33 protein-coding genes are annotated in these 21695 nt (G+C 60.5%); all 33 read right to left on the bottom strand.

Annotated elements, in window-relative coordinates; genetic code table 11:
- Positions 1-115: 115 nt before the first annotated feature.
- The gene (locus ACYQ3S_RS08325; RefSeq protein ID WP_459688428.1) at positions 116-1054 is read right to left on the bottom strand and encodes a hypothetical protein; all 939 of its coding nucleotides are present in this window, start codon (positions 1052-1054) and stop codon (positions 116-118) included.
- Positions 963-1541 carry an RNA polymerase sigma factor gene (locus ACYQ3S_RS08320; RefSeq protein WP_459688427.1) on the bottom strand — a complete coding sequence of 193 codons (579 nt, stop codon included), beginning with the start codon at positions 1539-1541 and terminating at the stop codon, positions 963-965. The genes ACYQ3S_RS08325 and ACYQ3S_RS08320 overlap by 92 nt, the downstream gene beginning before the upstream one ends.
- A gap of 178 nt (positions 1542-1719) precedes the next feature.
- Entirely contained in the window at positions 1720-2625 is a 906-nt protein-coding gene (gene ribF, locus ACYQ3S_RS08315) for a riboflavin biosynthesis protein RibF (protein ID WP_459688425.1), read from the bottom strand.
- A gap of 45 nt (positions 2626-2670) precedes the next feature.
- Positions 2671-3588, bottom strand: coding sequence for a tRNA pseudouridine(55) synthase TruB (truB, locus tag ACYQ3S_RS08310; protein WP_459688424.1), 918 nt, complete (start codon positions 3586-3588; stop codon positions 2671-2673).
- Entirely contained in the window at positions 3575-4534 is a 960-nt protein-coding gene (locus ACYQ3S_RS08305) for a DHH family phosphoesterase (protein ID WP_459688423.1), read from the bottom strand. The genes truB and ACYQ3S_RS08305 overlap by 14 nt, the downstream gene beginning before the upstream one ends.
- A complete protein-coding gene (rbfA, locus tag ACYQ3S_RS08300; RefSeq protein ID WP_459688421.1) occupies positions 4531-4902 on the bottom strand; it encodes a 30S ribosome-binding factor RbfA in 372 nt (123 codons plus the stop codon). The genes ACYQ3S_RS08305 and rbfA overlap by 4 nt, the downstream gene beginning before the upstream one ends.
- Positions 4903-5010: 108 nt before the next feature.
- Positions 5011-7374 (bottom strand): translation initiation factor IF-2, encoded by a 2364-nt coding sequence (gene infB, locus ACYQ3S_RS08295; protein WP_459688420.1) that lies wholly within the window; start codon positions 7372-7374, stop codon positions 5011-5013.
- Positions 7375-7568: 194 nt separating this feature from the next.
- Positions 7569-8072, bottom strand: coding sequence for a L7Ae/L30e/S12e/Gadd45 family ribosomal protein (locus ACYQ3S_RS08290; protein WP_459688419.1), 504 nt, complete (start codon positions 8070-8072; stop codon positions 7569-7571).
- Positions 8062-8340 (bottom strand): RNase P modulator RnpM, encoded by a 279-nt coding sequence (rnpM, locus tag ACYQ3S_RS08285; RefSeq protein ID WP_459688417.1) that lies wholly within the window; start codon positions 8338-8340, stop codon positions 8062-8064. The genes ACYQ3S_RS08290 and rnpM overlap by 11 nt, the downstream gene beginning before the upstream one ends.
- A 22-nt stretch (positions 8341-8362) precedes the next feature.
- Positions 8363-9427, bottom strand: coding sequence for a transcription termination factor NusA (gene nusA, locus ACYQ3S_RS08280; RefSeq protein WP_459688415.1), 1065 nt, complete (start codon positions 9425-9427; stop codon positions 8363-8365).
- Between the two features lie 18 nt (positions 9428-9445).
- The gene (locus ACYQ3S_RS08275; protein WP_459688413.1) at positions 9446-9910 is read right to left on the bottom strand and encodes a ribosome maturation factor RimP; all 465 of its coding nucleotides are present in this window, start codon (positions 9908-9910) and stop codon (positions 9446-9448) included.
- Positions 9911-10171: 261 nt separating this feature from the next.
- Positions 10172-10516: a 50S ribosomal protein L17 gene (gene rplQ, locus ACYQ3S_RS08270; protein WP_054326946.1), complete on the bottom strand. Its 345-nt coding sequence runs from the start codon at positions 10514-10516 to the stop codon at positions 10172-10174.
- Between the two features lie 70 nt (positions 10517-10586).
- Positions 10587-11534 carry a DNA-directed RNA polymerase subunit alpha gene (locus tag ACYQ3S_RS08265; RefSeq protein WP_107631617.1) on the bottom strand — a complete coding sequence of 316 codons (948 nt, stop codon included), beginning with the start codon at positions 11532-11534 and terminating at the stop codon, positions 10587-10589.
- Between the two features lie 84 nt (positions 11535-11618).
- Positions 11619-12212 (bottom strand): 30S ribosomal protein S4, encoded by a 594-nt coding sequence (gene rpsD / locus ACYQ3S_RS08260; protein ID WP_459688412.1) that lies wholly within the window; start codon positions 12210-12212, stop codon positions 11619-11621.
- 18 nt (positions 12213-12230) lie between these two features.
- Positions 12231-12638, bottom strand: a complete 408-nt coding sequence (gene rpsK, locus ACYQ3S_RS08255; protein WP_054326949.1) for a 30S ribosomal protein S11 — start codon at positions 12636-12638, stop codon at positions 12231-12233.
- Positions 12639-12654: 16 nt separating this feature from the next.
- On the bottom strand, positions 12655-13023 hold the full coding sequence (rpsM, locus tag ACYQ3S_RS08250; protein WP_054326950.1) for a 30S ribosomal protein S13: 369 nt from the start codon (positions 13021-13023) through the stop codon (positions 12655-12657).
- A gap of 374 nt (positions 13024-13397) precedes the next feature.
- Positions 13398-13511, bottom strand: a complete 114-nt coding sequence (rpmJ, locus tag ACYQ3S_RS08245) for a 50S ribosomal protein L36 (protein ID WP_031472205.1) — start codon at positions 13509-13511, stop codon at positions 13398-13400.
- A gap of 261 nt (positions 13512-13772) precedes the next feature.
- Positions 13773-13991 carry a translation initiation factor IF-1 gene (gene infA / locus ACYQ3S_RS08240; RefSeq protein ID WP_016148769.1) on the bottom strand — a complete coding sequence of 73 codons (219 nt, stop codon included), beginning with the start codon at positions 13989-13991 and terminating at the stop codon, positions 13773-13775.
- Positions 13992-14013: 22 nt separating this feature from the next.
- Positions 14014-14292, bottom strand: coding sequence for a KOW domain-containing RNA-binding protein (locus ACYQ3S_RS08235; protein WP_054326951.1), 279 nt, complete (start codon positions 14290-14292; stop codon positions 14014-14016).
- The gene (gene map / locus ACYQ3S_RS08230) at positions 14292-15056 is read right to left on the bottom strand and encodes a type I methionyl aminopeptidase (RefSeq protein WP_459688409.1); all 765 of its coding nucleotides are present in this window, start codon (positions 15054-15056) and stop codon (positions 14292-14294) included. Before map ends, ACYQ3S_RS08235 begins: the two co-directional genes overlap by 1 nt.
- 3 nt (positions 15057-15059) lie before the next feature.
- On the bottom strand, positions 15060-15689 hold the full coding sequence (locus tag ACYQ3S_RS08225) for an adenylate kinase (protein WP_459688408.1): 630 nt from the start codon (positions 15687-15689) through the stop codon (positions 15060-15062).
- Positions 15690-15707: 18 nt separating this feature from the next.
- The gene (secY, locus tag ACYQ3S_RS08220) at positions 15708-16997 is read right to left on the bottom strand and encodes a preprotein translocase subunit SecY (RefSeq protein WP_459688407.1); all 1290 of its coding nucleotides are present in this window, start codon (positions 16995-16997) and stop codon (positions 15708-15710) included.
- Position 16998: 1 nt separating this feature from the next.
- A complete protein-coding gene (gene rplO, locus ACYQ3S_RS08215) occupies positions 16999-17439 on the bottom strand; it encodes a 50S ribosomal protein L15 (RefSeq protein ID WP_459688406.1) in 441 nt (146 codons plus the stop codon).
- 3 nt (positions 17440-17442) lie between these two features.
- Positions 17443-17625 carry a 50S ribosomal protein L30 gene (gene rpmD / locus ACYQ3S_RS08210; RefSeq protein WP_031472218.1) on the bottom strand — a complete coding sequence of 61 codons (183 nt, stop codon included), beginning with the start codon at positions 17623-17625 and terminating at the stop codon, positions 17443-17445.
- A 17-nt stretch (positions 17626-17642) separates the two neighbouring features.
- The gene (gene rpsE, locus ACYQ3S_RS08205) at positions 17643-18146 is read right to left on the bottom strand and encodes a 30S ribosomal protein S5 (RefSeq protein ID WP_054326956.1); all 504 of its coding nucleotides are present in this window, start codon (positions 18144-18146) and stop codon (positions 17643-17645) included.
- A gap of 18 nt (positions 18147-18164) precedes the next feature.
- On the bottom strand, positions 18165-18524 hold the full coding sequence (gene rplR, locus ACYQ3S_RS08200) for a 50S ribosomal protein L18 (RefSeq protein ID WP_054326957.1): 360 nt from the start codon (positions 18522-18524) through the stop codon (positions 18165-18167).
- 18 nt (positions 18525-18542) lie between these two features.
- A complete protein-coding gene (rplF, locus tag ACYQ3S_RS08195; protein WP_054326958.1) occupies positions 18543-19088 on the bottom strand; it encodes a 50S ribosomal protein L6 in 546 nt (181 codons plus the stop codon).
- A 15-nt stretch (positions 19089-19103) separates the two neighbouring features.
- Positions 19104-19502: a 30S ribosomal protein S8 gene (gene rpsH / locus ACYQ3S_RS08190; RefSeq protein WP_054326959.1), complete on the bottom strand. Its 399-nt coding sequence runs from the start codon at positions 19500-19502 to the stop codon at positions 19104-19106.
- A gap of 447 nt (positions 19503-19949) precedes the next feature.
- Positions 19950-20135, bottom strand: coding sequence for a type Z 30S ribosomal protein S14 (locus tag ACYQ3S_RS08185; protein WP_031475639.1), 186 nt, complete (start codon positions 20133-20135; stop codon positions 19950-19952).
- A 16-nt stretch (positions 20136-20151) separates the two neighbouring features.
- On the bottom strand, positions 20152-20697 hold the full coding sequence (gene rplE, locus ACYQ3S_RS08180; protein ID WP_459688404.1) for a 50S ribosomal protein L5: 546 nt from the start codon (positions 20695-20697) through the stop codon (positions 20152-20154).
- Positions 20698-20716: 19 nt separating this feature from the next.
- A complete protein-coding gene (gene rplX, locus ACYQ3S_RS08175) occupies positions 20717-21034 on the bottom strand; it encodes a 50S ribosomal protein L24 (RefSeq protein WP_054326961.1) in 318 nt (105 codons plus the stop codon).
- A 15-nt stretch (positions 21035-21049) separates the two neighbouring features.
- Positions 21050-21418 (bottom strand): 50S ribosomal protein L14, encoded by a 369-nt coding sequence (gene rplN, locus ACYQ3S_RS08170; protein ID WP_054326962.1) that lies wholly within the window; start codon positions 21416-21418, stop codon positions 21050-21052.
- A gap of 12 nt (positions 21419-21430) precedes the next feature.
- Positions 21431-21688, bottom strand: coding sequence for a 30S ribosomal protein S17 (gene rpsQ, locus ACYQ3S_RS08165; RefSeq protein WP_054326963.1), 258 nt, complete (start codon positions 21686-21688; stop codon positions 21431-21433).
- Between the last annotated feature and the right edge of the window lie 7 nt (positions 21689-21695).

The following is a 21695-nucleotide window of genomic DNA, read 5'->3' as shown; positions in this document are numbered from 1 at the left end:
AAAAAACAAACTACCTTTTTATTGTATGGGATGCACCGGTTTTTTTCAAGCAGTTTACCTGTTTTTCTGCAAAAATTATCCCCCGATCCGAAAGATCGGGGGATAAACCGCCACGTTATTCCATTTCCGCGTATACGCCGTAGATATAACCCTGCTCTGCGGCCTGCTCGTCGGTGAGCACCTCGCCGGTGGGCTGCGGGCCGCTCTCATCGTCCGGATACCATACGCCCAGCTTGCCGGTGCGCAGTGTGAGCGTCTGGGTGTCGCTCGTGCCGTCCGTGAAGGTGACGGTGACCGTCAGCTTCGCGCCGTCGAACTCGTCCACGCGGGCGTGCCATGCGTCGCGCAGGTCGGCATCGTCCGCCATATCGACCGACTGGGGCTCGCCCCAGAAGCCGTAGCTCACATTCGCGTCATAGTCCGCGACAAAGCCGTTCTCCACGCGGTAGCTGGCATCCACCCACCACTGGTTTTTTTCCGGTCCCCCCTGCACCATGATGTCGTCCGCGTCCGCCGTGGGCGCAAACTCTCCCATCATGATCGCCTGTACGTCGGCCTCGGTGATCTCCAACCGCTCGGTCCGGTACAGGCCGCCCTGATCGACCGAGGCGCTGACCGTTTCGATATTATCGCCGGTCACCTTGAACAGACAGCCGCTGAAAAAGCCCTTGGTGGGACTGTCCGCACCCCCGCCAGCGATATCAAACACGATCTTGCTGTCCTTCGGCGCAATAGTTTCGCCCGTGTCCGCGGCATAGGCCACGATGCCGAACGAGTTGGCCACCAGCCCGGCGACCGCCTCGTCCGCGCTCTGCCCGCCCTGCATCCGCCACAGGGCCGAGCCGCCCAGCGCCACGCCGAACGCACACGCCGTCGCCAAAATGCGCTTTACCATGCCGAAGCTGCGGCGCGGCGCCGGCGCCAGGTGCTGCGGCGCGGCCTGCCCCTCCCTGCGGCGCTCCTCACGCGCGGCCGCCAGGGTACGCTGCTTCAGCGCCTCCGGCGCTTTTATGTTTTTCATCTGTTCCCATTCGTTCCGGTTGTTCTTCTTCATCGTCCATTCCCTCCAGATCCAGTTTGAGTTGTTTGCGCGCCCGATGGAGCCGCGTGCGCACGGTTGCCGGCCTGCATCCGACCAGCGGCGCGATTTCTTCCGTCCCGTAGCCCTCTACATAGTGCAGGTGTATCACGGTCCGCAGTTCATCCGGCAGCCGTGCGACCGCATGCCACAGGTCGGCGTGGTCGGTATCCTCCGGCGCGGCCGCGTCCGGCGCGGCTTCGAGCGGCGCGGTGCGGCGGAACCACGCCGAACGGCGCAGGTCGCTGCACCGGTTGAGCGTGACCCGAATCAGCCAGGCCTTCAAATGCTCCTCATCCCGAAAATCGGTCGTGTCGCGCAGCAGCCGGAGAAACACCTCCTGATAAACGTCCTCCGCATCCGCGCGGCTTCCCAGGCGGCACAGCGCCAGCCGGTAAACGGCGTCGCCGCAGGCTTCCATCGCCTCGCACAGGAATGCGTCGGAGCGCAGCTTTGTCTGCATGGTGTTCTCTCCTCCTTTCTGTAAACAACACGTCCCCAAGCAGGGAATTGTTCTCTACCATTATAGCAGATTTCAAAAAAAAGACGGGATGGTAAATCCATCCCGTCTTTTCCCGTTGTCTTTTTCCCCGCCGCGCGGCGGACAATTTTATACCAGGCTTCCGTCCCCTGGCGCCCGCTTATTCCGCGAAGTAGGCGCGCGTCTGCCGCACATTCTCCTCGATCGCCGCGCGCAGCGCTTCCGCCGACGCAAACTGCTTTTCCGGCCGCAGGAACTTATGCAGCTCCACATGGATCATCCGGCCGTACAGGTCGCCCGCGAAATCCAGCAGGTGCGGCTCGATGGTCGGCGTGCCGCTGTCCAGGAACGTGGGCTTGACGCCGATATTGGTCGCCGCGATGTGGCTTTCCCCGCCCACCAGCACGCGCGTCGCATAAACGCCGTACGGCGGCAGCGCCATCTCGCCCGGCAGACGCAGGTTGACGGTCGGCACGCCCAGCACACTCGTTCCTACCTTGCGGCCATGCTCGACCACGCCGGTCACGGTATACGGATGGCCGAGAAAACGCGCGGCTGTTTCCATATCGCCCTGGGAAATGAGCTGGCGGATATAGGTGGAGGACACCACGATGCCGTCCATCTTGACGTCATCGATGCAGTCGTAGCCGATGCCGGCCTTTTCGCATTCCTCCGCCATGCCGGCGGCGTTGCCCCGCCCCTTGTAACCGAAGCGGTTGTTCCTGCCGGAAATGATCCAGGCTGCGTGGAACTGCTCGATCAGCACCTTATGGATAAAGTCGCGCCAGTCCATATGCTGCATCTTCTCGTCAAAATGGATGAAGATCACCTCGTCCACGCCGCCGAGCTTTTTGATCTCCTCCCGTCGGTAGGCGTCCGCCGTAATCAGCGGCACCTGGCGCCCCAGCACAACCGAATCCGGATGGACGTCGAACGTGCATACCGCGCTCACGCCGCCGATCTGCCTGGCGCGCTCCACCGCGCGCTCCATCAGCGCCCGATGCCCCAGATGCACCCCGTCGAAATACCCCAGCGCGATCGCGCGCGGCTTTTGAAATTCTTGCATGGGAAACCCTCCCTGAAAAAGCGGCCGCTGCCGGCCCGCGTTTTTTCATCCAAAATTTTTATAGACAAACAGGCCCAGCCCGCCTTTATCGAGCGTCCTTACCTGGCCGAGCATCAAAAAACGCGCCCCGTGGTACACGCGGCACAGCGCGCCCGCCGTTTCGGGCATCCCCTGCGCCATGCGCGGGAATACCACCGCGCCGCGCGTGATGCGTTCCGCGCCCTCGTCCGTCAGCCGCACGGCCGGCTGCAGGGGAAACAGGCTGTCGGTCGGCAGCAAAAGCGCCTGCGCCGTGCCATCCGCCGCCGCGCGCTCGACCTGGCTGAAGCCGCGGCACTCCCGCAGCGTATAGGCGCCCGATCGGGTGCGCGTCAGGCTGTGCATGACCGCCAGCGTACCGAGCGCTTCGCCCAGGTCGTTGATGAGCGTGCGCACATAAGTACCCTTGCTGACCGTCAGCCGCAGCATGCCCTTCTGGGCGTGCTCGTCAAACTCCAGCAGCTCGATCGCGTGGACGGTGATGTCGCGCGCCGGACGCTCGACCGCTTTCCCCCTGCGGGCCAGGTCATACAGCTTCTGCCCGTTCACCTTGACCGCCGAATACATGGGCGGCACCTGCTTCTGCGGCCCGAGGAAGCGGCCCGCCGCCTGCTCGACCGCGTCCCGCGCAGCGCGGCGGCCGCTGACCTGCAGCGTCCCGCCGGTCACATCCTGCGTGTCCGTATTATAGCCGAGCGTGAAGCCCGCGATATATTCCTTATCCTGCGCGGCCGCGAAATCCGCCGCCCTGGTCGCACCGCCGACGAACACCGGCAGCACGCCGGTCGCCAGCGGGTCGAGCGTGCCGCCGTGACCGATCCTGCGCGTGTGCAGGATGCCGCGCAGCTTGGCCACCACGTCGTGCGAGGTAAAGCCCTGCGGCTTATCCATCAGCAGGATGCCGTTCAGCTCACTGTTTGGCATGGAACTGCTCCCTCGCGGCGGTCAGGATGGCGGCTTTCGCCTCCTCCATGCCGCAGTCCAGGCTTGCGCCGGCCGCGCGGATATGGCCGCCGCCGCCGCACTTTTTGCAGATCGCCGCGGCGTCCATCTCCTTGGTCGTGCGGACGGACGCCTTGACCGTCCCGTTTCGGTTTTCGGTCAGCGTAATGCCGATCTGCACGCCCTCGATCTGCCGCGTGAGCGAGGCGATCGAATCCAGGTCGTCCATATCCGCGCCCGTGCGGTCGATATCCGCGCGCCACAGCAGCGCAACCGCGACCGCGCCGTCCTCAAAGAACTCCATCGTATCGAACACAATGCGTTCCATCTGGAAGCGCGGCATGGATTTGGTTTCAAACAGCACGCGGTTGATCTCGCCCCCGTCGATCCCCGCGGTCAGGCAGGCCGCCGCGACCGCGTGGGTATGCGCGGTCGTGTTGGAAAACTTGAAGCAGCCCGTATCCGTGGACACGCCGATGTAGATGCATTCCGCGATCTCCCTGGTGAGCCGCACGCCCAGCGCGGCCAGCACATCGTACAGCACCTCGGCGCAGCCGCCCGCGTCCGGACGGATCAGGTTTTTGGCGCCGAAGCCCGAATTTGAGCGGTGGTGGTCGATCACCAGATCGACCTTTCCCTTGTACTGCTCCGCCGTATCCGGAAACAGCTTTTCCTCCGCGATATCGACGGATACGATATACGCAGGGTTAAAACCGCTCGCCGGATAACAAGGTGCAATCAGCGGTGCATACCGCCTGGTGATCTCCGGATTCTCCAGAATATACGCAGTCTTGCCGAGCTGCCGCAGCCCGCGGCACAACGCCCCCGCGCAGCCGGCGGTATCGCCGTCCGGACGGCGGTGCGTCAGGATCAGGATGTTGTCCGCGCCCTGCAGCGCCGCGGCGGCGCCCGCAACGTCCACGGTCATGCGCGGTCCTCCTCCCCGAGCTTACCCTCGCTTTTCAGCTCGTGCAGCAATTCCGAGATATGCGCGCCATGCGTGATCGAGTTGTCCAGCTCAAACACCAGCTCGGGCGCATAACGGAGCTGTACCTTATGCCCGACCTCGCGCCGCAGCCAGCCCGCGGCGGATTTCAGGCCCTTCATGACCTCCTTCGCCTGCTGCTCGCTGCCAAGCACGGAAATAAAGCACTTGGCATAGCGCAGGTCGCTTGTGACCTCACAGTGTACGACCGAAACCAGCCCGTTCTGCACCCGTGGGTCCTTGACCGAGCGGATCGCCTCAGCCAGCGCCTTGCGCACCTCTTCCGAAATGCGGTCGATTCGTGTAGACATGGTGTAACGTCCTCCTTTGCCTGAGGATGAATGGAAAAATGGAGCATGGAAAATGAAGCTGCCCCTTACGGCTTCGGCTCCATTCTCCATCGTCCCTTTTCAATTATCTTACGGTTTGACCTCTTCCATGACGAAGCATTCGATTACGTCATTTTCCTTGATGTCGTTATAGTTTTCGATGCTCATGCCGCATTCATACCCGGAAGCAACTTCCTTGACGTCGTCCTTGAAGCGCTTGAGGGTGTTCAGGTGGCCCTCGTGGAATACGATGCCGTCGCGCACCACGCGCACCTCAGCGTTGCGCTGGATCTTGCCATCCTGCACATAGCAGCCCGCGACAGCGCCCGCGCCCGTGATCTTGAACACCTGGCGCACCTCGGCATGGCCGAGTACAACTTCCTTGAACTTGGGTTCGAGCATGCCCTTCATAGCCTGCTCCATCTCCTCGATCGCGTCGTAAATAACGCGGTACATGCGCATATCCACGCCCTGCTGCGCGGCGGAATCGGTCGCCGTGCGGTCCGGACGGACGTTGAAGCCGACGATAATCGCGCCGGACGCCGCGGCCAGCATCACGTCGGACTCGTTGATCGCGCCGACCGCGCCGTGGATGACCTTGACGCGGACCTCGTCGTTCGACAGCTTCTCCAGCGACGAGCGGATCGCCTCGACCGAGCCCTGCACGTCGGCCTTGACGATGATGTTCAGCTCCTTCATCTCGCCCTCCTGGATAGAGGCGAACAGGTTGTCGAGCGTGACCTTGTGGAACTGCTTGTTGCGCTCTTCCTTTTCCTTATCCTTACGCTGCTCGACCAGCTCGCGCGCCATCTTCTCGTCGTCCACCGCGTCGAAGATGTCGCCCGCGCCCGGCACCTCGGCCAGGCCGATGATCTCGACCGGCACGGAGGGGCCGGCCTCCTGAATCCGCTTCCCGTCGTCGTTGGTCATGGCGCGTACACGGCCGACCGCCGTACCCGCGATGACCGTATCGCCCGTGTGCAGCGTGCCGTTCTGTACGAGCAGCGTTGCGACCGGACCGCGGCCCTTGTCGAGCTTGGCTTCGATGACCGTGCCGTGCGCCTTGCGGTTGGGGTTGGCCTTGAGGTCCGCGACCTCCGCGGTCAGAAGCACCATCTCGAGCAGGTTTTCGATGCCCTGGCCGAACTTGGCGGAAATATTGCACACGATCGTGTCGCCGCCCCACTCCTCGGGTACGATCTCATATTCGGTGAGCTGCTGGAGCACACGGTCCGGATTGGCGCCCTGCTTATCGATCTTGTTGACCGCCACGATGATCGGCACATTCGCCGCCTTGGCGTGGTTGATCGCCTCGATGGTCTGCGGCATCACGCCGTCGTCCGCCGCCACGACCAGAATGGCAATATCGGTCACCTGCGCGCCGCGGGCGCGCATGGAGGTGAACGCCGCGTGGCCTGGGGTGTCCAGGAAGGTGATCGGCTTGCCGTCCACCGCGACGCGGTACGCGCCGATATGCTGGGTGATGCCGCCGGCCTCGCCCTCGGTCACCTTGGTCTTGCGGATGGCGTCGAGCAGCGAGGTCTTGCCGTGGTCAACGTGACCCATCACGACCACAACCGGATCGCGCGGCACGAGATCCTCCTCGCGGTCCTCGCTCTCGTCAAACAGCCGTTCCTCGATGGTAATATGGACCTCTTTTTCGACCTTGCAGCCCATTTCCTCCGCCACGATCGCCGCGGTATCAAAGTCGATGATCTCCGAAATGGACGCCATCACGCCCAGCTTGATCAGGCCCTTGATTACATCCGCCGCGGTGCGCTTCATGCGGCTGGCCAGCTCGCCGACCGAGATCTCGTCCGGTATCATAACCTTGACCGGTATCTTCTTGAGGGCCGCCATCTGCTGCTGGCGCTGGAGGCGCTTCATCTTCTCCTGCTCCTCCTGCCGGCGCTTATTGCCGAACGGCTTGGCGCGCTGGTCGGCCTTTTTGGTCAGCTTCTGCTTCTTCTGGCCGCGGGACTCCATGCGCTCCGCCTTGGCGTCCACCAGCTTGTCGATACGCTCGTCATATTTATCCAGGTTGACGTCGCCCGCGCCGCGGGTATCGATGCGGTGTACCTGCTTGACCTTGGTCGAAGCGGCGGGCGCGGCCTTGCTTTCCTCTTTCTTTCCCGCCTCCGGCTTGGCAGACGCCGGCTGCTGGGCAGCCTGCGGCTGTCTGACGGGCTTCTCCTCCGCTTTCGGCCGGTCGCCGGACGGGGCTGCGGCGGCCTGCCGCGCCGCCATCTGCGCGTTCAGAGTTTCCTCCATGTTGTTCACCTGATGGTGCTGCGTCATATACTCGAAAATGATGGACAGTTCCTGATCGCTCAGCACCTGCATATGGTTTTTCGGGGTGGTGCAGTATTGGGTCAGGATCTCGGTGATCTCCTTTGTGGAGGCGCCAAAATCCTTTGCGACCTCATGCACCCGATATTTATTCTCTATTGCCATGGGCAACTCCTCCTATACACTGTTCTTCGATGCAGCCGTACAGGCTGCATCGAGAGGGACGCACCGCGCACCGCGCGGATGCGTCCAAGGCTGCGCAAAGTTCCGACACGCGAAACTTTGCTCTGCTCTGGTATCGCATGCACCGGCAAAACTGGTGCATGCGATGGCAAACGCCGCTCTGCGGGTTTTGCCTATTAGAATACGCGCTTTGCGCGTGGGTTTTTGTTCGCTTTGCGCGGGGCGCTGCCTGCGCGGCGCGGCGGCTGTGCCGCCGGTTCCGCCGCCTGAGGCTGCGAGGCGCGGTCGCGGGGCTTCTTTTTGCCCCGCCGCGACTGGATGCGCACGTTTTTTTCCGCAAGCTGCGTGGATACGTCCGCATAGCCGCTATCCTGCGCCGCGAGCCGCTGCACCGCCGCGGACGCCAGACCGATATCGGTCACCGCGCATACCGCGCAGCCGCCCTTGCCGATCGCCGCGCCCAGCGTCTGCTTATCCGCCGGCAGGACGAGGAACGGCACATTTGCGCGTTCGGCATAAAACGCGGCCTTCTTCGCCGTGCTCTCGCCGGCATCCGATGCAGCCATCACGCAGCGCGCCTTTTTCTCCATGCAGGCCTCGCGCACCAGCTCGTCGCCGAACGCCAGCTTGCCGGCGCGCCGCGCCAGCCCCAGCATCCGGAGGACGGGATCATTCATCATGCGCGCCCTCCTCCATCTGCTTTTCCAGCGCGCTGTACACGTCCTCCGGCACCTCGACCGAAAGCGCGCGTTCGATCGCGCGGCTCTTGCGCGCTTTTTTCAGGCACTCCGGCCTGCCGCACAGATAGGCGCCGCGCCCCGGCGCTTTTCCCCTGAAGTCCAGCGAAAGCGCGCCCTCCGGCGAGCGCACCACGCGGATCAGCTCGCGTTTGGGGAACATTTCGCGGCAGCCGAGACATTGCCGCATGGGGACCTTTTTCTGTACCATATTCTGCCGCACCCCCGTTTTGTTATTCGCCCTGTGATTCCGGAGCGATGTCGATCTTGCAGCCGGTCAGCTTGGCGGCGAGGCGGGCGTTCTGCCCCTCCTTACCGATGGCGAGCGAAAGCTGGTCGTCCGGCACGATCACGCGGCAGGACTTGCTATCCGCCTGCACAGACGCGGAGATCACGTCCGCGGGGGCGAGCGCTGCGGAAACGAACTGCGCCGTATCCTCGCTCCACTTGATGATATCAATTTTTTCGCCGTTCAGCTCGCCCGTGATGTTGGCGACGCGCGCGCCGCGCGTACCCACGCATGCGCCGATCGGATCGACGTTCTCGTCGTGCGATGTAACCGCGATCTTGGTGCGGTTGCCCGCTTCACGCGCGATCGACTTGACCTCAACCACGCCGGAATGGATTTCCGGCACCTCAAGCTCAAACAGGCGCTTGACCAGGCCCGGGTGTGTGCGCGATACCACGACCTGCGGGCCGCGCGTGCCGCGGCGCACTTCGATCAGGTATACCTTGACGCGCTGCCCTTCGGCAAGCTGCTCCCCGCGCACCTGCTCGGAAGCGGCCAGGACTGCTTCGCTCTTTTCGCCGCCCGAAACCACGTCCAGATACGCGTTGCCCGAGCGGGGATCGATACGGGCGATCACGCCGGTCAGGATCTCATGCTCCTTGCTCTCAAACTCCGAGATCACCATGCCGCGCTCCGCTTCGCGGATGCCCTGGATAATGACCTGCTTGGCGGTCTGCGCCGCGATGCGGCCGAACGACTTGGTCGGGATGTCGATATCGATGATATCGCCCACCATGGGATTGTTCTTGTACTCGGCCGCCTCTTCGAGCGTGATCTCCTCATACGGCTCATAGAGGTCCTCCGCCTTGACGACTGTTTTGCGCACATACATGCGGATGGTCTTTTTATCCCGATCCGGTTCAACGAACACATTGTCCGTCATCCCGTCGTTGTCGCGCTTGTAAGCAGTAATCAAAGCCTGGCCCACGCGGTCGAGCATGTAATCGACCGGTATCCCCTTTTCCTTTTCGAGCTGCTCCAGCGCGTCAAAAAATTCTGCGTTCACCATTTTTTCCGGTTCATCTCCTTAAATTTCAACCGCAAGTCGCACCGCGGCTATATCTTTGGGTTCATAAACAGTCTGCTGCCCGCCGCTCTCCAGCGTCACACAGCCGTCATCATAGGCAACGAGGATGCCTTCCGTCTGCTTTGCGCCGTTTACCGGCTTATAAAAGCCAAGCTCGACCGGATGGCCGATAAACGCCGCGAAATGCTCCGGCCGCTTGAGCCGTCTCGACAGCCCCGCCGAGGAAACGCACAGCGTATAGGACGGCATATCGTCGAATTCCTTTTCATCCAGCATGGGGTCGAGCGCGCGCGAGACCTGCTCGCACTGGTCGATCTGCACGCCCTCCGGATGATCGACGGTCACGGTCAGCATATACCGGCCGCCCTCCTTTTCAAATTCCACGTCCCACAGGGAAACGCCGGCCTGTTCGCACAGGGGCTTTACCAGCTCTTCCACACGGGCGACGATCTGCTTTGCCTGCAAAGCCGTCCCTCCTTTTCCGATTTTCCTCAAGCAAAGCGTAAGGAGTGGCTTTCGCCACTCCTTACGGTTACTTCTTACTTAACGACAGTAGTATAGCACGAAATCCCGCACATTGCAAGGGGTTTCTGTGTTTTTCTTTTCTGTTTGAAGATATTTCGGCGATACATTCCGCACGAAAGCAAAAAGAAAAAGGTTATCCAGTAAGCACGCTACTGGATAACCTTTTTGCGTCATCTTCCTGTTTTCAGGTGAGCCGTTATCTTACTTAACCAGCTCGATGATCGCCATTTCCGCTGCGTCGCCGCGGCGCGGGCCGGTCTTGATGATGCGGGTATAGCCGCCGTTACGGCTTGCATACTCCGGCGCGATTTCAGAGAACAGCTTTGCAACAACAGCTTCCTTGGTGATGAAAGCCATCGCCTGACGGCGGGAAGCGAGCGTGTTCTTCTTGCCGAGGGTAATCATCTTTTCGGTCAGCGGGCCGACTTCCTTGGCGCGGGCAACGGTGGTCTCAACCCTGCCGTTTTCCAGCAGGTAGGTCACCATCGCGCGCAGCATGGCCATACGGTGGTCGGTAGGACGGCCGAGCTTGCGATTGTTAGCCATTCGTGTTTACCTCCAAAATAAAGTAAAGGCGGCGGCGCGGCTTTTCGTGCCGCCGCATTATCGGTCTTTCTTATTCGTCGGACTTGGCGAGCGACAGGCCCATGGCCTCCAGCTTGCCGATGACCTCTTCCAGCGACTTGCGGCCCAGGTTGCGGACCTTCATCATGTCCTCTTCCGAGGTGTTGATCAGATCCTCCACCGTGTTGATGCCCGCGCGCTTGAGGCAGTTGAACGAACGCACCGAGAAGTCAAGCTCCTCAATGGTCATTTCAAGCACCTTATCGTGCTGCGCTTCGGCCTTTTCAACAACCGTGGATTTGGAGCCGATCTCGTCGGACAGGTCGACGAACAGGTCGAGATGGTCGCGCAGCACCTTTGCGCCAAGCGAAACCGCGTCGCGCGCGGTGATGGTGCCGTCGGTCCAGATCTCGAGCGTGAGTTTATCATAGTCGGTCAGGTCGCGCACACGGGTGTTCTCCACCGTATAGTTGACCTTGTAAACTGGTGTGTAGATCGAATCCACCGGAATGACGCCGATGGAGGTCTGGTGCTGCTTGTTCTTCTCGGCCGGAACGTAGCCGCGGCCCGAAGTCAGCGTGATCTCCATGGACAGGCGCGCATCGCTCATCAGGGTAGCGATGTGCAGGTCGGGATTGAGGATCTCGACCTCGCCGTCAGCGTGGATGTCGCCAGCCTTTACCTCGCCCTCGCCGGCGGCCTCGATGTAGACCGTCTTGGGGCCGTCGCAGTGCAGCTTGGCGATGATGCCCTTGATGTTCAGCACGATCTCGGTCACGTCTTCCTTGACGCCCGGGATGGTGGAGAACTCATGCTGTACGCCGGCGATCTTGATGCTCGACGCGGCCGTACCCGGCAGCGACGAAAGCAGAATGCGGCGCAGGGAGTTGCCCAGCGTGGTGCCATATCCGCGCTCCAGCGGTTCCACGACGAATTTGCCGTAGGAGCCGTCTTCAGCGAGCTGTTCACAGTCAATACGCGGCTTTTCGATTTCGATCATTTGGTACCCTCCTTCACGTTGGTTGGAAACTCTAAGCGGAGCAGGCGGCGCAGGCGCCACGCACGCTCCAAAAGCGAGGGTCTGTTACTTCGAGTACAACTCGACGATGAGGTGCTCGGATACATCGTAATCGATGTCATCACGCGCCGGCATCGAAACGATCTTGCCCTCAAAGGAATCCTTGGCCTTGTCGATCCACTTGGGGCATTGCTTCTTGCCGTTCTCCTCCAGCAGGGTCTTGAACTTGGCGGAGCTGCGGGATTTCTCGCAGACCGCGACAACATCGCCCGGCTTGACCTGATAGGACGGGATGTTGACGCGCTTGCCGTTTACGGTGAAGTGCGCATGGTTGACGAGCTGGCGCGCCTCGCGGCGGGTGTTCGCAAAGCCCATGCGGAACACAACGTTATCCAGGCGGCGCTCAAGCTCCTGGAGCAGGATCTCACCGGTGATGCCCTGCTTGCGCTCGGCCTTCTCATAGTAAGCATGGAACTGCTTCTCGAGCACGCCGTAGATGAATTTTACCTTCTGCTTCTCGTTGAGCTGCATGCCGTACTCGGACTGCTTGCGGCGGGACTGCTTGGGCTGGCGCTTGGTGGACTTGGAGTAACCAAGTACCGCGGGGGAGAGACCAAGCGTTTTGCAGCGCTTGAGAACGGGCTGTGTATTCTTAGCCATTGATTGGTTTCCTCCTTATTATACTCTTCTGCGCTTGGGCGGACGGCAGCCGTTGTGCGGGATCGGGGTCACGTCCTTGATCATAGTGACCTCAAGCCCCGCGGCCTGCAGCGCGCGGATCGCAGCCTCGCGGCCGGAACCCGGTCCCTTAACGTAAACCTCAACCGTCTTCAGGCCGTGCTCCATCGCGGCGGCCGCGGCGGTCTCAGCCGCGGTCTGCGCGGCGAACGGGGTGGACTTACGCGAACCGCGGAAGCCCATTTCGCCGGAGGAAGCCCAGGAAATCGCGTTGCCGTTCAGGTCGGTAATGGTAACGATGGTGTTGTTGAAAGAGGAACGGATGTGAGCCGCGCCCTTTTCAATGTTCTTGCGCTCGCGGCGGCGCGTACGGGTCGCCGCGCCCTTTTTCTGCTGTACCTTAGCCATTTATACGTTCCCCTCCTTACTTCTTCTTGTTCGCAATGGTCTTCTTGGGACCCTTGCGGGTACGGGCGTTGGTCTTGGTGCGCTGACCGCGTACCGGCAGGCCGCGGCGGTGGCGCAGGCCGCGGTAGCAGCCGATTTCAACCAGACGCTTGATATTCAGGCCGATCTCGCGGCGCAGGTCGCCCTCGACGTTGTAGTCGCGGTCGATCACTTCACGCAGCTTGGCGGCTTCTTCTTCGGTCAGGTCCTTGACGCGGGTATCGGGATTGATACCGGTCTTGGCAAGGATTTCGTTGGACGTCTTGCGGCCAATGCCGAAGACGTAGGTCAGGCCGATCTCCACGCGCTTCTCGCGGGGAAGGTCAACACCGGCAATACGTGCCATACTTTATAAAACCTCCGATTTGTTTACACTGAGGCGTGTTGGCAAACACAGTGTAGGGACCGCCTCCGCCCCTGCAGCGCCGCGCGCCTGCGCGTGCTTGTCGTGTTCGCGTAAACCATCATCCCGCGCCATGACGCGCGGCAATTTATCCGAAAACGGGCAAAGCCCGATTTCCGTATCCTGCGCCCGCAGGCGCAATTCAATTGGCAGCCGCCACGCGGCTGCCGTAAAAAGTCCAACTCCGCCGGACTTTTTACACCCCGACTCAGGCGCCCTGGGCGCCGTCATTCGGGTATCGAAACTTGGTTTCTTCGGAACCAAGTTTCGTATATAGGGGACTTTTGAAGTCCCCTATAAGCGCGGTTACGCGCCTTTTAGCCCTGCTTCTGCTTGTGCTTCGGGTTCTGGCAGATAACCATGACCTTGCCCTTGCGGCGGATGATCTTGCACTTCTCGCAGATCGGCTTAACAGACGGTCTTACCTTCATGACATTTTACCTCCATCAAAAATTTTGGTGGGATGGGACACCGGAAAACCGGCGACCGCTGGCGCTCGGGTCACATACGCGCCTCCGCCCGCTTTATCATCGGAAACCGCCACGCGGTTTCCATCAAAAGCGCGGGCTCTGCCCGTGCTTTTGATTCCCCGACCCAGCCGCCTTGGGCGGCGTCATTCGGGTATCGAAACTTGGTTTCTGCGGAACCATGTTTCGTATATAGGGGACTTTTGAAGTCCCCTATAAGCAAGTTTACTTGCTTCGCCAGGTGATACGACCGCGGGTCAGGTCGTAGGGCGACATCTGAACGGTGACCTTGTCGCCGGGAAGAATGCGGATAAAGTTCATGCGGAGCTTGCCGGAAATATGCGCCAGTATCTTATGGCCGTTGGGCAGCTCCACCTGGAACATCGCGTTAGGCAGCGCCTCTATGACGGTACCTTCGAGTTCGATTACATCATCTTTTGCCATATATGTGTATTACCCTCCTCGGTCAATTTGCGTCCTCGTCCCCTGTCCAAAGGGAAAGGGCCTTGCGTATGTCGCTGTTGGTCAGGCGGCCGGACTCCAGCAGCTTGCGCGCCGTGCGCCCGTCGCTCGGTCCCTGGTAGCTCACATGCTTGCGGCGCTTGCGCTTGGGGCTTTCCGCCCTGCGCGCGCGCCCGTTTGCCAGCAGAAGAAAATCCCCCTCTTCCGCCATGACAAGCATGAGCCTGCCCTTGTCCCTGCCGGTCAGCGACAGCACGATATCGGCTGTGTGGGCCTCCACCATTACAACACCTCACCGTCGATGCTGGTCAGTATCTCCGGCTCGCCATCCGTAATGGCGATCGTGTTCTCATAGTGGGCGGACAGCTTCCCGTCTCTGGTTTTGACGGTCCAGCCGTCCGGCAGGACCTTGACGTCATACACACCCACATTGACCATGGGTTCCACTGCGATAGTCATACCACGCTGCAGCCGGATTCCATGGCCCGGATGGCCGAAATTCGGTACTTCGGGCGATTCGTGCAGGTTCTCCCCTACGCCGTGGCCGACGTAAGCGCGTACCACCGAAAAGCCGTTTTTCTCCACATAGGCCTGCACGGCCGCGGAGATATCGGAAACGCGGTAGCCCTCGCGGGCAAATTTGATACCCTCATAGAAGCTCTGCCGGGTCACTTCGATCAGGCGCATGGCCTCCTCAGACACCTCACCGCAGGGTACGGTGCAGGCGCAGTCGCCGTGGTAGCCGCCGATATAGGCGCCGACGTCCACTTTGACGATATCCCCCTCCCGCACCACATGATGCTTTGAGGGGATGCCGTGGATGACCTCGTCGTTGACCGATACGCAGGCGCTGCCCGGAAAGCCGCCGTAACCGAGGAATGAGGGCTTCGCGCCCGCGTCCTCGATCGTCTTGCGGACGATCCGGTCGATTTCGCCTGTCGTGACGCCGGGACGGACCGCGTCCGCCGCCGCTTTCCGCGCAAGCGCGGTAATGCGGCCGGCGACACGCATCCGTTCGAGCTCTTTTTCTGACTTCAAATGGATCATAGCTTACAGACCCAACGCCTGAACGGCGATCTGCTCCGTCTGGCGGATACCCTGCGTACCGTCGATGCTTTTGAGCTTGCCCTGCTTACCATAGTAATCCTTGAGCGGCTCGGTCTGCTCATGGTAGGTTGCCAAACGGTGCTGCACCACATCCGGCTTGTCATCCTTGCGGATGTGCAGCTTGTCGCCGCACACATCGCAGGTGTCCGCCTGTTTGGGCGGGTTGGCCTTGATGTGGTAGGACGCGCCGCACTTGAGGCAGACACGGCGGCCGGTCATACGGCCCTCGATCACCTCGTCCGGCACTTCCAGCGAAAGCGCGCAGTCGATCGTTGCGATCGTATCCAGCGCCTCCGCCTGCGGGATGGTGCGCGGGAACCCGTCCAGGATGAAGCCGTTTTTGCAATCCGGCTCGGCAATGCGCTCCTTGAGCATGCCGATCACGACTCCGTCCGGTACAAGCTGCCCGGCGTCCATAAACTGCTTGGCCGACTGGCCGAGCGGTGTGTTGTTCTTGATCGCTTCGCGCAGAATATTGCCGGTCGATACGCTCGGCACCCCCATCTTTTCCACAAGATAGGACGCAAGCGTGCCTTTGCCGGCGCCCGGAGCGCCCAGTAAAATCAGATTCACTTCAGTATGCCTCCAGCATTATTCCAAGAAGCCCTTGTGATGGCGCATGAGCATCTGTGCCTCCAGCTGCTTGACAGTATCAAGCGCAACGCCGACGACGATGATGACCGACGTGCCGCCCAGAGCCACATTGGAGAGGTTCGGGGAGATCGCGCCGACGATCAGCGGCAGGATCGCAACAATGCCCAGGAAGATCGCGCCCACAAAGGTGACCTTGCCGAGCGCCTTGGTGATAAAGTCGCTCGTCGGCTTGCCCGGACGGAAGCCCGGAATGAAGCCGCCGTTCTTCTTGAGGTTGTTGGAGATCTCGATCGGGTTGAACTGGATGGAAGCGTAGAAATACGCGAACGCAAGGATCAGCAGTCCGTATACGATGATATAGAACGGGTTGGACTGCGAGAACAGGTTCAATACATGCCAGCCGACCGTGCCGGCCGCCGGCTGCCAGAACATCGAAACGGTCTGGGGCAGCGACAGGATGGACGACGCGAAGATGATCGGCATAACGCCGGACGCGTTGACCTTGATCGGCAGGTGGGTGGACTGGCCGCCGTACATCTTGCGGCCGACCACGCGCTTGGCGTACTGCACCGGAATGCGGCGCTCCGCGTTGGACATGAACACGATGAACACGACAACGGCCAGGCCGATGACGATCATCAGCAGCGCGGAAATGATGCTGCCGCCGCCCTGCTTGAACAGGTTGTACAGCGTCCGGATCAGCGACGGGCCGCGGGAAACGATGCCCGCGAACAGGATGATCGAGATACCGTTGCCGATGCCGTTCTGGGTGATGTGCTCGCCCAGCCACATAATCAGCGCGGTACCCGCGGTGAACGTCAGGATGATCGCGGCCGCGGCAAGAACGCTCGTGTTGGACAGGAAGCCGTTGCCGCGCAGCAGCGCATAGTAGGAGAAGCCCTGCAGAAGGCCGAGGACAACCGCGACATAGCGGGTCCAGGAAGCGATCTTCTTGCGTCCCTCCTCGCCGCCTTCCTTGACCATGCGCTCAAGCGCGGGGATGGCGACGGTCAGCAGCTGCAGAATAATGGACGCGTTGATATAGGGCGTGATGGACATGGCGAAGATCGTCGCGTTGGACAGACCGCCGCCGGTGAACATATCAAGGTAACCGAGCATCGACCCCGCCACCTGCGACTGCTCAAAGTAGGTCGCCAGCAGCTCGGTGTTGATGAACGGCACGGGGATGCAGGAGCCAAAGCGGAAGATCAGCAGGATAAACAGCGTATACAGGATCTTCTTGCGCAGCTCCGGCATGTTCCAGGCGTTTTTAAGGGTTTGAAACACCTTAAATCACCTCGGCCTTTCCGCCTGCGGCTTCGATCTTCTCCTTTGCGGACGCCGAGAACGCCGCGGCCTTGACCGTCAGCTTCTTGGTGAGCGTACCGTTGCCAAGGATCTTGACGCCGTCGAGAGCATTCTTGACGATACCGGCCTCGCGCAGCGCTTCTGCGGTGACCTCGGTGCCATCTTCAAACTTCTCCAGAGCGGAAACATTGACCGGTGCGTAGGTGGTGCCGAAAATATTGTTGAAACCACGCTTCGGCAGGCGGCGCGCCAGAGGCATCTGGCCGCCTTCAAAGCCCGGGCGGACGCCGCCGCCGGAACGAGCCCACTGGCCCTTGTGACCGCGGCCCGCGGTCTTGCCGTTGCCGGAACCGGCGCCGCGGCCCTTGCGGTAAGCGGGCTTTACGGAACCTGCGGCAGGCGATAATTCGTGAAGCTTCATGGGTTACGCCTCCTCTACAACTTCGAGCAGGTAACCGATCTGCTTAACCTTGCCGCGCGTCTGCGCGTTGTCCGGCTGAACGGTTACATCGTTGATCTTCTTAAGCCCCAAAGAATGAGCGGTCGCAATGTGCTTATCCAAGCGGCCGACCAGGCTCTTTTTCAGGGTAATCTTCATGTTAGCCATTGTGAGTTACCCCTTTCTTACAGTTCTTCTACGGCTTTGCCGCGAACCGCCGCCACCTGGGCAGCGTCGCGCAGGCTCTTCAGGCCTTCCATCGTCGCGGTAACGACGTTCTGCGGGTTGTTGGAGCGCAGGCACTTGGTACGGATGTCCTTGATGCCGGCAGCCTCAACGACCGCACGGACCGCGCCGCCGGCGATAACGCCGGTACCGGGAGCGGCGGGCTTGAGCAGGACGCGGCCCGCGCCGAACTCGCCGATCACCTCATGCGGGATGGTGGTACCCTTCAGGGAAATCTTGACGAGGTTCTTCTTGGCGTCCTCGATGCCCTTGCGGATCGCGTCCGGAACTTCGGATGCCTTGCCCAGGCCGAAGCCGACCGTACCCTTGCCGTCGCCAACGACGACCAGCGCCGCAAACTTGAAGATACGGCCGCCCTTTACGGTCTTGGCAACGCGGTTGAGCGCTACGACGTTCTCGGAGAACTCGTCCTCGCGCTTATCGTTTCTATTAAACTGAGCCATGTTTTACCTCCTCCCGACTTAAAACTGCAGGCCGCCCTCACGGGCGCCCTCCGCGAGCTCCTTCACGCGGCCGTGGTACAGATAGCCGCCGCGGTCGAACACGACGTTCTCAATACCCTTGGCCTTGCAGCGCTCGGCAACCAGCATGCCAATCTTCTTGGCCGCTTCCTTGTTGCCGCCGTACTCGGTGAAGTCCTTCTCGGCAGTCGAGGCGGAGACTAAGGTGACACCGGCGACATCGTCGATGACCTGTGCATAAATATTCTTGGCAGAACGGTAAACGTCCAGACGCGGACGCTCGGCCGTGCCGCTGATCTTTGCGCGCACGCGCTTGTGGCGCTGCAGACGCGCCTTGTTGGAATCCTTCTTCGAAACCATTTTTCGCCTCTCCTTTCCTTACTTCTTCTTCGCGCCGGTCTTGCCTTCCTTGCGGCGGACATACTCGTCAGCGTAGCGGATGCCCTTGCCCTTGTAGGGCTCCGGCGGACGCTTCTCGCGGACTTCCGCGGCAAACTGGCCGACCTTCTGCTTGTCAGGACCGGAGATGATGATCGTGTTCGGGTTCGGAACGTCGATCGTGATACCGTCGGTCTCGCTCATCGTAACCTGGTGCGAGTAGCCGAGGTTCATAACCAGATCCTTGCCCTGCTTGGCGACACGGTAGCCAACGCCCTGCACGCTCAGCTCCTTTTTGAAGCCGTCGGTCACGCCCACCACCATGTTGTGGATCAGGCTGCGGGTCAGGCCGTGCAGCGCGCGGTTCTGCTTGTCGTCGTTCGGACGAGTGACGAGGATTTCATTTCCCTCCACCGCAACATTCATGTTCGGATGGATTTCGCGGGTAAGGGTTGCCTTTGCGCCCTTCACCGTTACGACGTGGCCGTCGATCTTGACCTCCACACCGGACGGGATGGCAATCGGCATTCTACCAATTCGAGACATATTTTATACCTCCCCTTACCATACAAATGCGAGAACTTCGCCGCCGACGTTCAGCTCGCGGGCCTTCTTGTCGGTCATGACGCCTCTCGACGTGGAAATGATGGCAATGCCGAGGCCGCGGAGCACCTTGGGAAGCTCCTGTGCGCCGGCATAGACACGCAGGCCGGGCTTGGATACGCGCTTGAGGCCGGAGATGGCCTTCTGGCGGCCGTCCACATACTTGAGCGTGATGCGGATGATGCCCTGCGTGTTGCCCTCGAGCGTCTCAAAAGACTTGATATAGCCTTCGTCGAGCAGGATCTGGGCAATTGCCTTCTTCATTTTGGACGCGGGTACGTCCACGCTGGCATGACGAGCATTGCCGGCGTTGCGGATACGGGTCAGCATATCCGCGATGGGATCAGTGATCTGCATAAATGCTCTCCTTTTCAAGAAGTTTGGGGGTAGTGCAGCAATCGGAGCGGGGCTGGGTTGGGTCCCCTCTTGATTGGCCTGTTTGCCTCCCACTTTTCTTTACACTGCCTGTGGCCCTTCCACGGACAGCGGCCGGGGAAACTGTTTTTTATAACAGCCGATAAGCCCGCAAAGCGGGCTATCGACTAATTATAGCATGTTTTTGAACGTTCTGACAAGCAACAAAGTGCATATTTTTATCAAACATTCAGCTTTCGTTCCCGTCAAAACGCAATAAAAGTGTCTTTGCCGACAAAATACGGCAAAGTCTGCAAAAAAGCGGGCGCATGGCGCGCCCGCTTTCGCAATCTTCTCGCGCGAAAGCGCGCAGTAGGATAGAAAACAGAAGCAGGCTTCTGTTTTCATCAAAAGTCAGGGCATAAACCTGACTTTTGATCGGCACAAGGCTTACCAGGAAGCCTTGCGCACGCCCGGGATCTGGCCCTTGTAGGCCAGCTCACGGAAGCAGATACGGCAGATGCCGAAATCACGCAGGTACGCGTGCGGGCGGCCGCAGATCTTGCAGCGGTTGTAAGCGCGGGTAGAGAACTTCGGCTTCGCCTGCTGCTTGAGGATCATCGACTTCTTAGCCATTTATCATTCTCCTCCCTTACTTCTCAAACGGAGCGCCCATCAGCGTGAGCAGCTCTTTCGCTTCTTCGTCGGTCTGCGCGGTGGTGCAGATAACGATATCCATGCCGCGGACCTTGTCGATCTGGTCGTAGGAGATCTCCGGGAAGATCAGCTGTTCCTTGAGGCCCAGGGCATAGTTGCCGCGGCCGTCGAACGCGTCGCCGTTGATGCCGCGGAAGTCGCGCACGCGCGGCAGCGCAACATTGAACAGGCGGTCCAGGAACTCCCACATACGGTCATGGCGCAGAGTGACCTTAACGCCTACCGGCATGCCCTCGCGGAGCTTGAAGTTCGCGACCGACTTCTTGGCGTGGGTCACGACCGGCTTCTGGCCGGTAATCGCAGCGATGTCGCGGACAACGGACTCGATGACCTTGGCGTTGCCGTTGGCCTCCTTGCCGCAGCCGACGTTGACGACGATCTTGTCGATCGTCGGGATCTGCATCGTGCTCTTGTACTGGAACTTCTTCATCAGAGCAGGCGCAACGTCCGCAGTATATTTCGCTTTCATATTCGGAACCATTTATTGCAACCTCCTCTTCTTACAGCGTCTCGCCGCAGTGCTTGCACACCGTCAGCTTCGCGCCGTTCTCGGCAAACTTGTGCGCAACACGGGTCGGCTTGTTGCACTTCGGACAAACGCGCATGACCTTGCAGGCACGCAGCGCGCCCTCGCGCTCGATGATGCCGCCGGTCTCGCCCTGGCGGCGGGGCTTGGTGTGGCACTTGATCATGTTCACACCCTCGATCACGACCATACCCTTTTTCGGGTTTACGGACAGAACCTTGCCGCGCTTGCCCTTTTCCTTGCCGGAAAGAACGACTGCGGTGTCGCCCGTCTTTACATGCAAATTATTCATTTGTTGGCGACCTCCTTACAGTACTTCCGGAGCAAGCGACAGGATCTTCATATAGTCCTTGTCGCGCAGCTCACGCGCGACAGGCCCGAAGATACGGGTGCCGCGGGGGTTTTTATCGTCACGGATGATAACGCCGGCGTTCTCGTCAAAGCGGATGTAGCTGCCATCCGCGCGGCGCAGGCCCTTTACGGTGCGGACGATCACAGCCTTGACCACGTCGCCCTTCTTCACGCCGCCGCCCGGGGTGCATTTGCGCACCGAGCAGACGACTACGTCACCGATATTGCCGTACTTGCGTGCGGAGCCGCCGAGAACACGGATTACCTTCAGTTCCTTCGCGCCGCTGTTGTCAGCCGCGCGCAGAAAAGTTTCCTGCTGAACCATGTGCTCTCCTCCTTACTTTGCCTTCTCGATGATCTCGACCAGGCGCCAGCGCTTATCCTTGGACAGCGGGCGGGTCTCCATCACCTTTACCTTGTCGCCGATGCCGCACTCGTTGTTCTCGTCGTGCGCTTTCAGCTTATAGGTGTGCGGAATAACCTTCTTATACAGAGGATGCGCTACGCGATCCTCGATTGCGACGACAATGGTCTTGTCCATCTTGTCGGAAACGACCTTGCCGACTCGCGTTTTGCGTAATGCTCTTTCGCTCAATTCGTTT

The organism is Agathobaculum sp. TL06 (genome assembly GCF_054658635.1).
The sequence above is the reverse complement of the archived record's forward strand: the minus strand, read 5'-3'. Positions and strand labels throughout refer to the sequence as shown.

Bases quoted from the DNA above. Each gene is read 5' to 3' on its own strand.
- rpmJ (WP_031472205.1), bottom strand. From the start codon at position 13,511: ATGAAGGTAAGACCGTCTGTTAAGCCGATCTGCGAGAAGTGCAAGATC.
- nusA (WP_459688415.1), bottom strand. From the start codon at position 9,427: ATGGTGAACGCAGAATTTTTTGACGCGCTGGAGCAGCTCGAAAAGGAA.
- rnpM (WP_459688417.1), bottom strand. From the start codon at position 8,340: ATGGTACAGAAAAAGGTCCCCATGCGGCAATGTCTCGGCTGCCGCGAA.
- rpsD (WP_459688412.1), bottom strand. From the start codon at position 12,212: ATGGCTAAGAATACACAGCCCGTTCTCAAGCGCTGCAAAACGCTTGGT.
- truB (WP_459688424.1), bottom strand. From the start codon at position 3,588: ATGCCAAACAGTGAGCTGAACGGCATCCTGCTGATGGATAAGCCGCAG.
- ACYQ3S_RS08265 (WP_107631617.1), bottom strand. From the start codon at position 11,534: ATGATCGAAATCGAAAAGCCGCGTATTGACTGTGAACAGCTCGCTGAA.
- rpsE (WP_054326956.1), bottom strand. From the start codon at position 18,146: ATGGCTCAGTTTAATAGAAACGATAAGCGCGAGGACGAGTTCTCCGAG.
- rplQ (WP_054326946.1), bottom strand. From the start codon at position 10,516: ATGGCTAACAATCGCAAGCTCGGCCGTCCTACCGACCACCGTATGGCC.
- ribF (WP_459688425.1), bottom strand. From the start codon at position 2,625: ATGCAAGAATTTCAAAAGCCGCGCGCGATCGCGCTGGGGTATTTCGAC.
- rpsM (WP_054326950.1), bottom strand. From the start codon at position 13,023: ATGGCACGTATTGCCGGTGTTGACCTTCCCCGCGAGAAGCGCGTGGAG.
- rbfA (WP_459688421.1), bottom strand. From the start codon at position 4,902: ATGTCTACACGAATCGACCGCATTTCGGAAGAGGTGCGCAAGGCGCTG.
- ACYQ3S_RS08320 (WP_459688427.1), bottom strand. From the start codon at position 1,541: ATGCAGACAAAGCTGCGCTCCGACGCATTCCTGTGCGAGGCGATGGAA.
- rplE (WP_459688404.1), bottom strand. From the start codon at position 20,697: ATGGTTCCGAATATGAAAGCGAAATATACTGCGGACGTTGCGCCTGCT.
- rpmD (WP_031472218.1), bottom strand. From the start codon at position 17,625: ATGGCTAACATGAAGATTACCCTGAAAAAGAGCCTGGTCGGCCGCTTG.
- rplF (WP_054326958.1), bottom strand. From the start codon at position 19,088: ATGTCTCGAATTGGTAGAATGCCGATTGCCATCCCGTCCGGTGTGGAG.
- ACYQ3S_RS08325 (WP_459688428.1), bottom strand. From the start codon at position 1,054: ATGAAGAAGAACAACCGGAACGAATGGGAACAGATGAAAAACATAAAA.
- rplN (WP_054326962.1), bottom strand. From the start codon at position 21,418: ATGGTTCAGCAGGAAACTTTTCTGCGCGCGGCTGACAACAGCGGCGCG.
- ACYQ3S_RS08235 (WP_054326951.1), bottom strand. From the start codon at position 14,292: ATGGTGGAGGCCCACACAGCCGATATCGTGCTGTCGCTGACCGGCAGG.
- rplO (WP_459688406.1), bottom strand. From the start codon at position 17,439: ATGAAGCTTCACGAATTATCGCCTGCCGCAGGTTCCGTAAAGCCCGCT.
- map (WP_459688409.1), bottom strand. From the start codon at position 15,056: ATGATCCATTTGAAGTCAGAAAAAGAGCTCGAACGGATGCGTGTCGCC.
- infA (WP_016148769.1), bottom strand. From the start codon at position 13,991: ATGGCAAAAGATGATGTAATCGAACTCGAAGGTACCGTCATAGAGGCG.
- rpsH (WP_054326959.1), bottom strand. From the start codon at position 19,502: ATGCAGATCACTGATCCCATCGCGGATATGCTGACCCGTATCCGCAAC.
- ACYQ3S_RS08185 (WP_031475639.1), bottom strand. From the start codon at position 20,135: ATGGCTAAGAAGTCGATGATCCTCAAGCAGCAGGCGAAGCCGAAGTTC.
- infB (WP_459688420.1), bottom strand. From the start codon at position 7,374: ATGGCAATAGAGAATAAATATCGGGTGCATGAGGTCGCAAAGGATTTT.
- rplR (WP_054326957.1), bottom strand. From the start codon at position 18,524: ATGGTTTCGAAGAAGGATTCCAACAAGGCGCGTCTGCAGCGCCACAAG.
- rplX (WP_054326961.1), bottom strand. From the start codon at position 21,034: ATGAATAATTTGCATGTAAAGACGGGCGACACCGCAGTCGTTCTTTCC.
- rpsK (WP_054326949.1), bottom strand. From the start codon at position 12,638: ATGGCTAAGGTACAGCAGAAAAAGGGCGCGGCGACCCGTACGCGCCGC.
- ACYQ3S_RS08290 (WP_459688419.1), bottom strand. From the start codon at position 8,072: ATGATGAATGATCCCGTCCTCCGGATGCTGGGGCTGGCGCGGCGCGCC.
- ACYQ3S_RS08305 (WP_459688423.1), bottom strand. From the start codon at position 4,534: ATGACCGTGGACGTTGCGGGCGCCGCCGCGGCGCTGCAGGGCGCGGAC.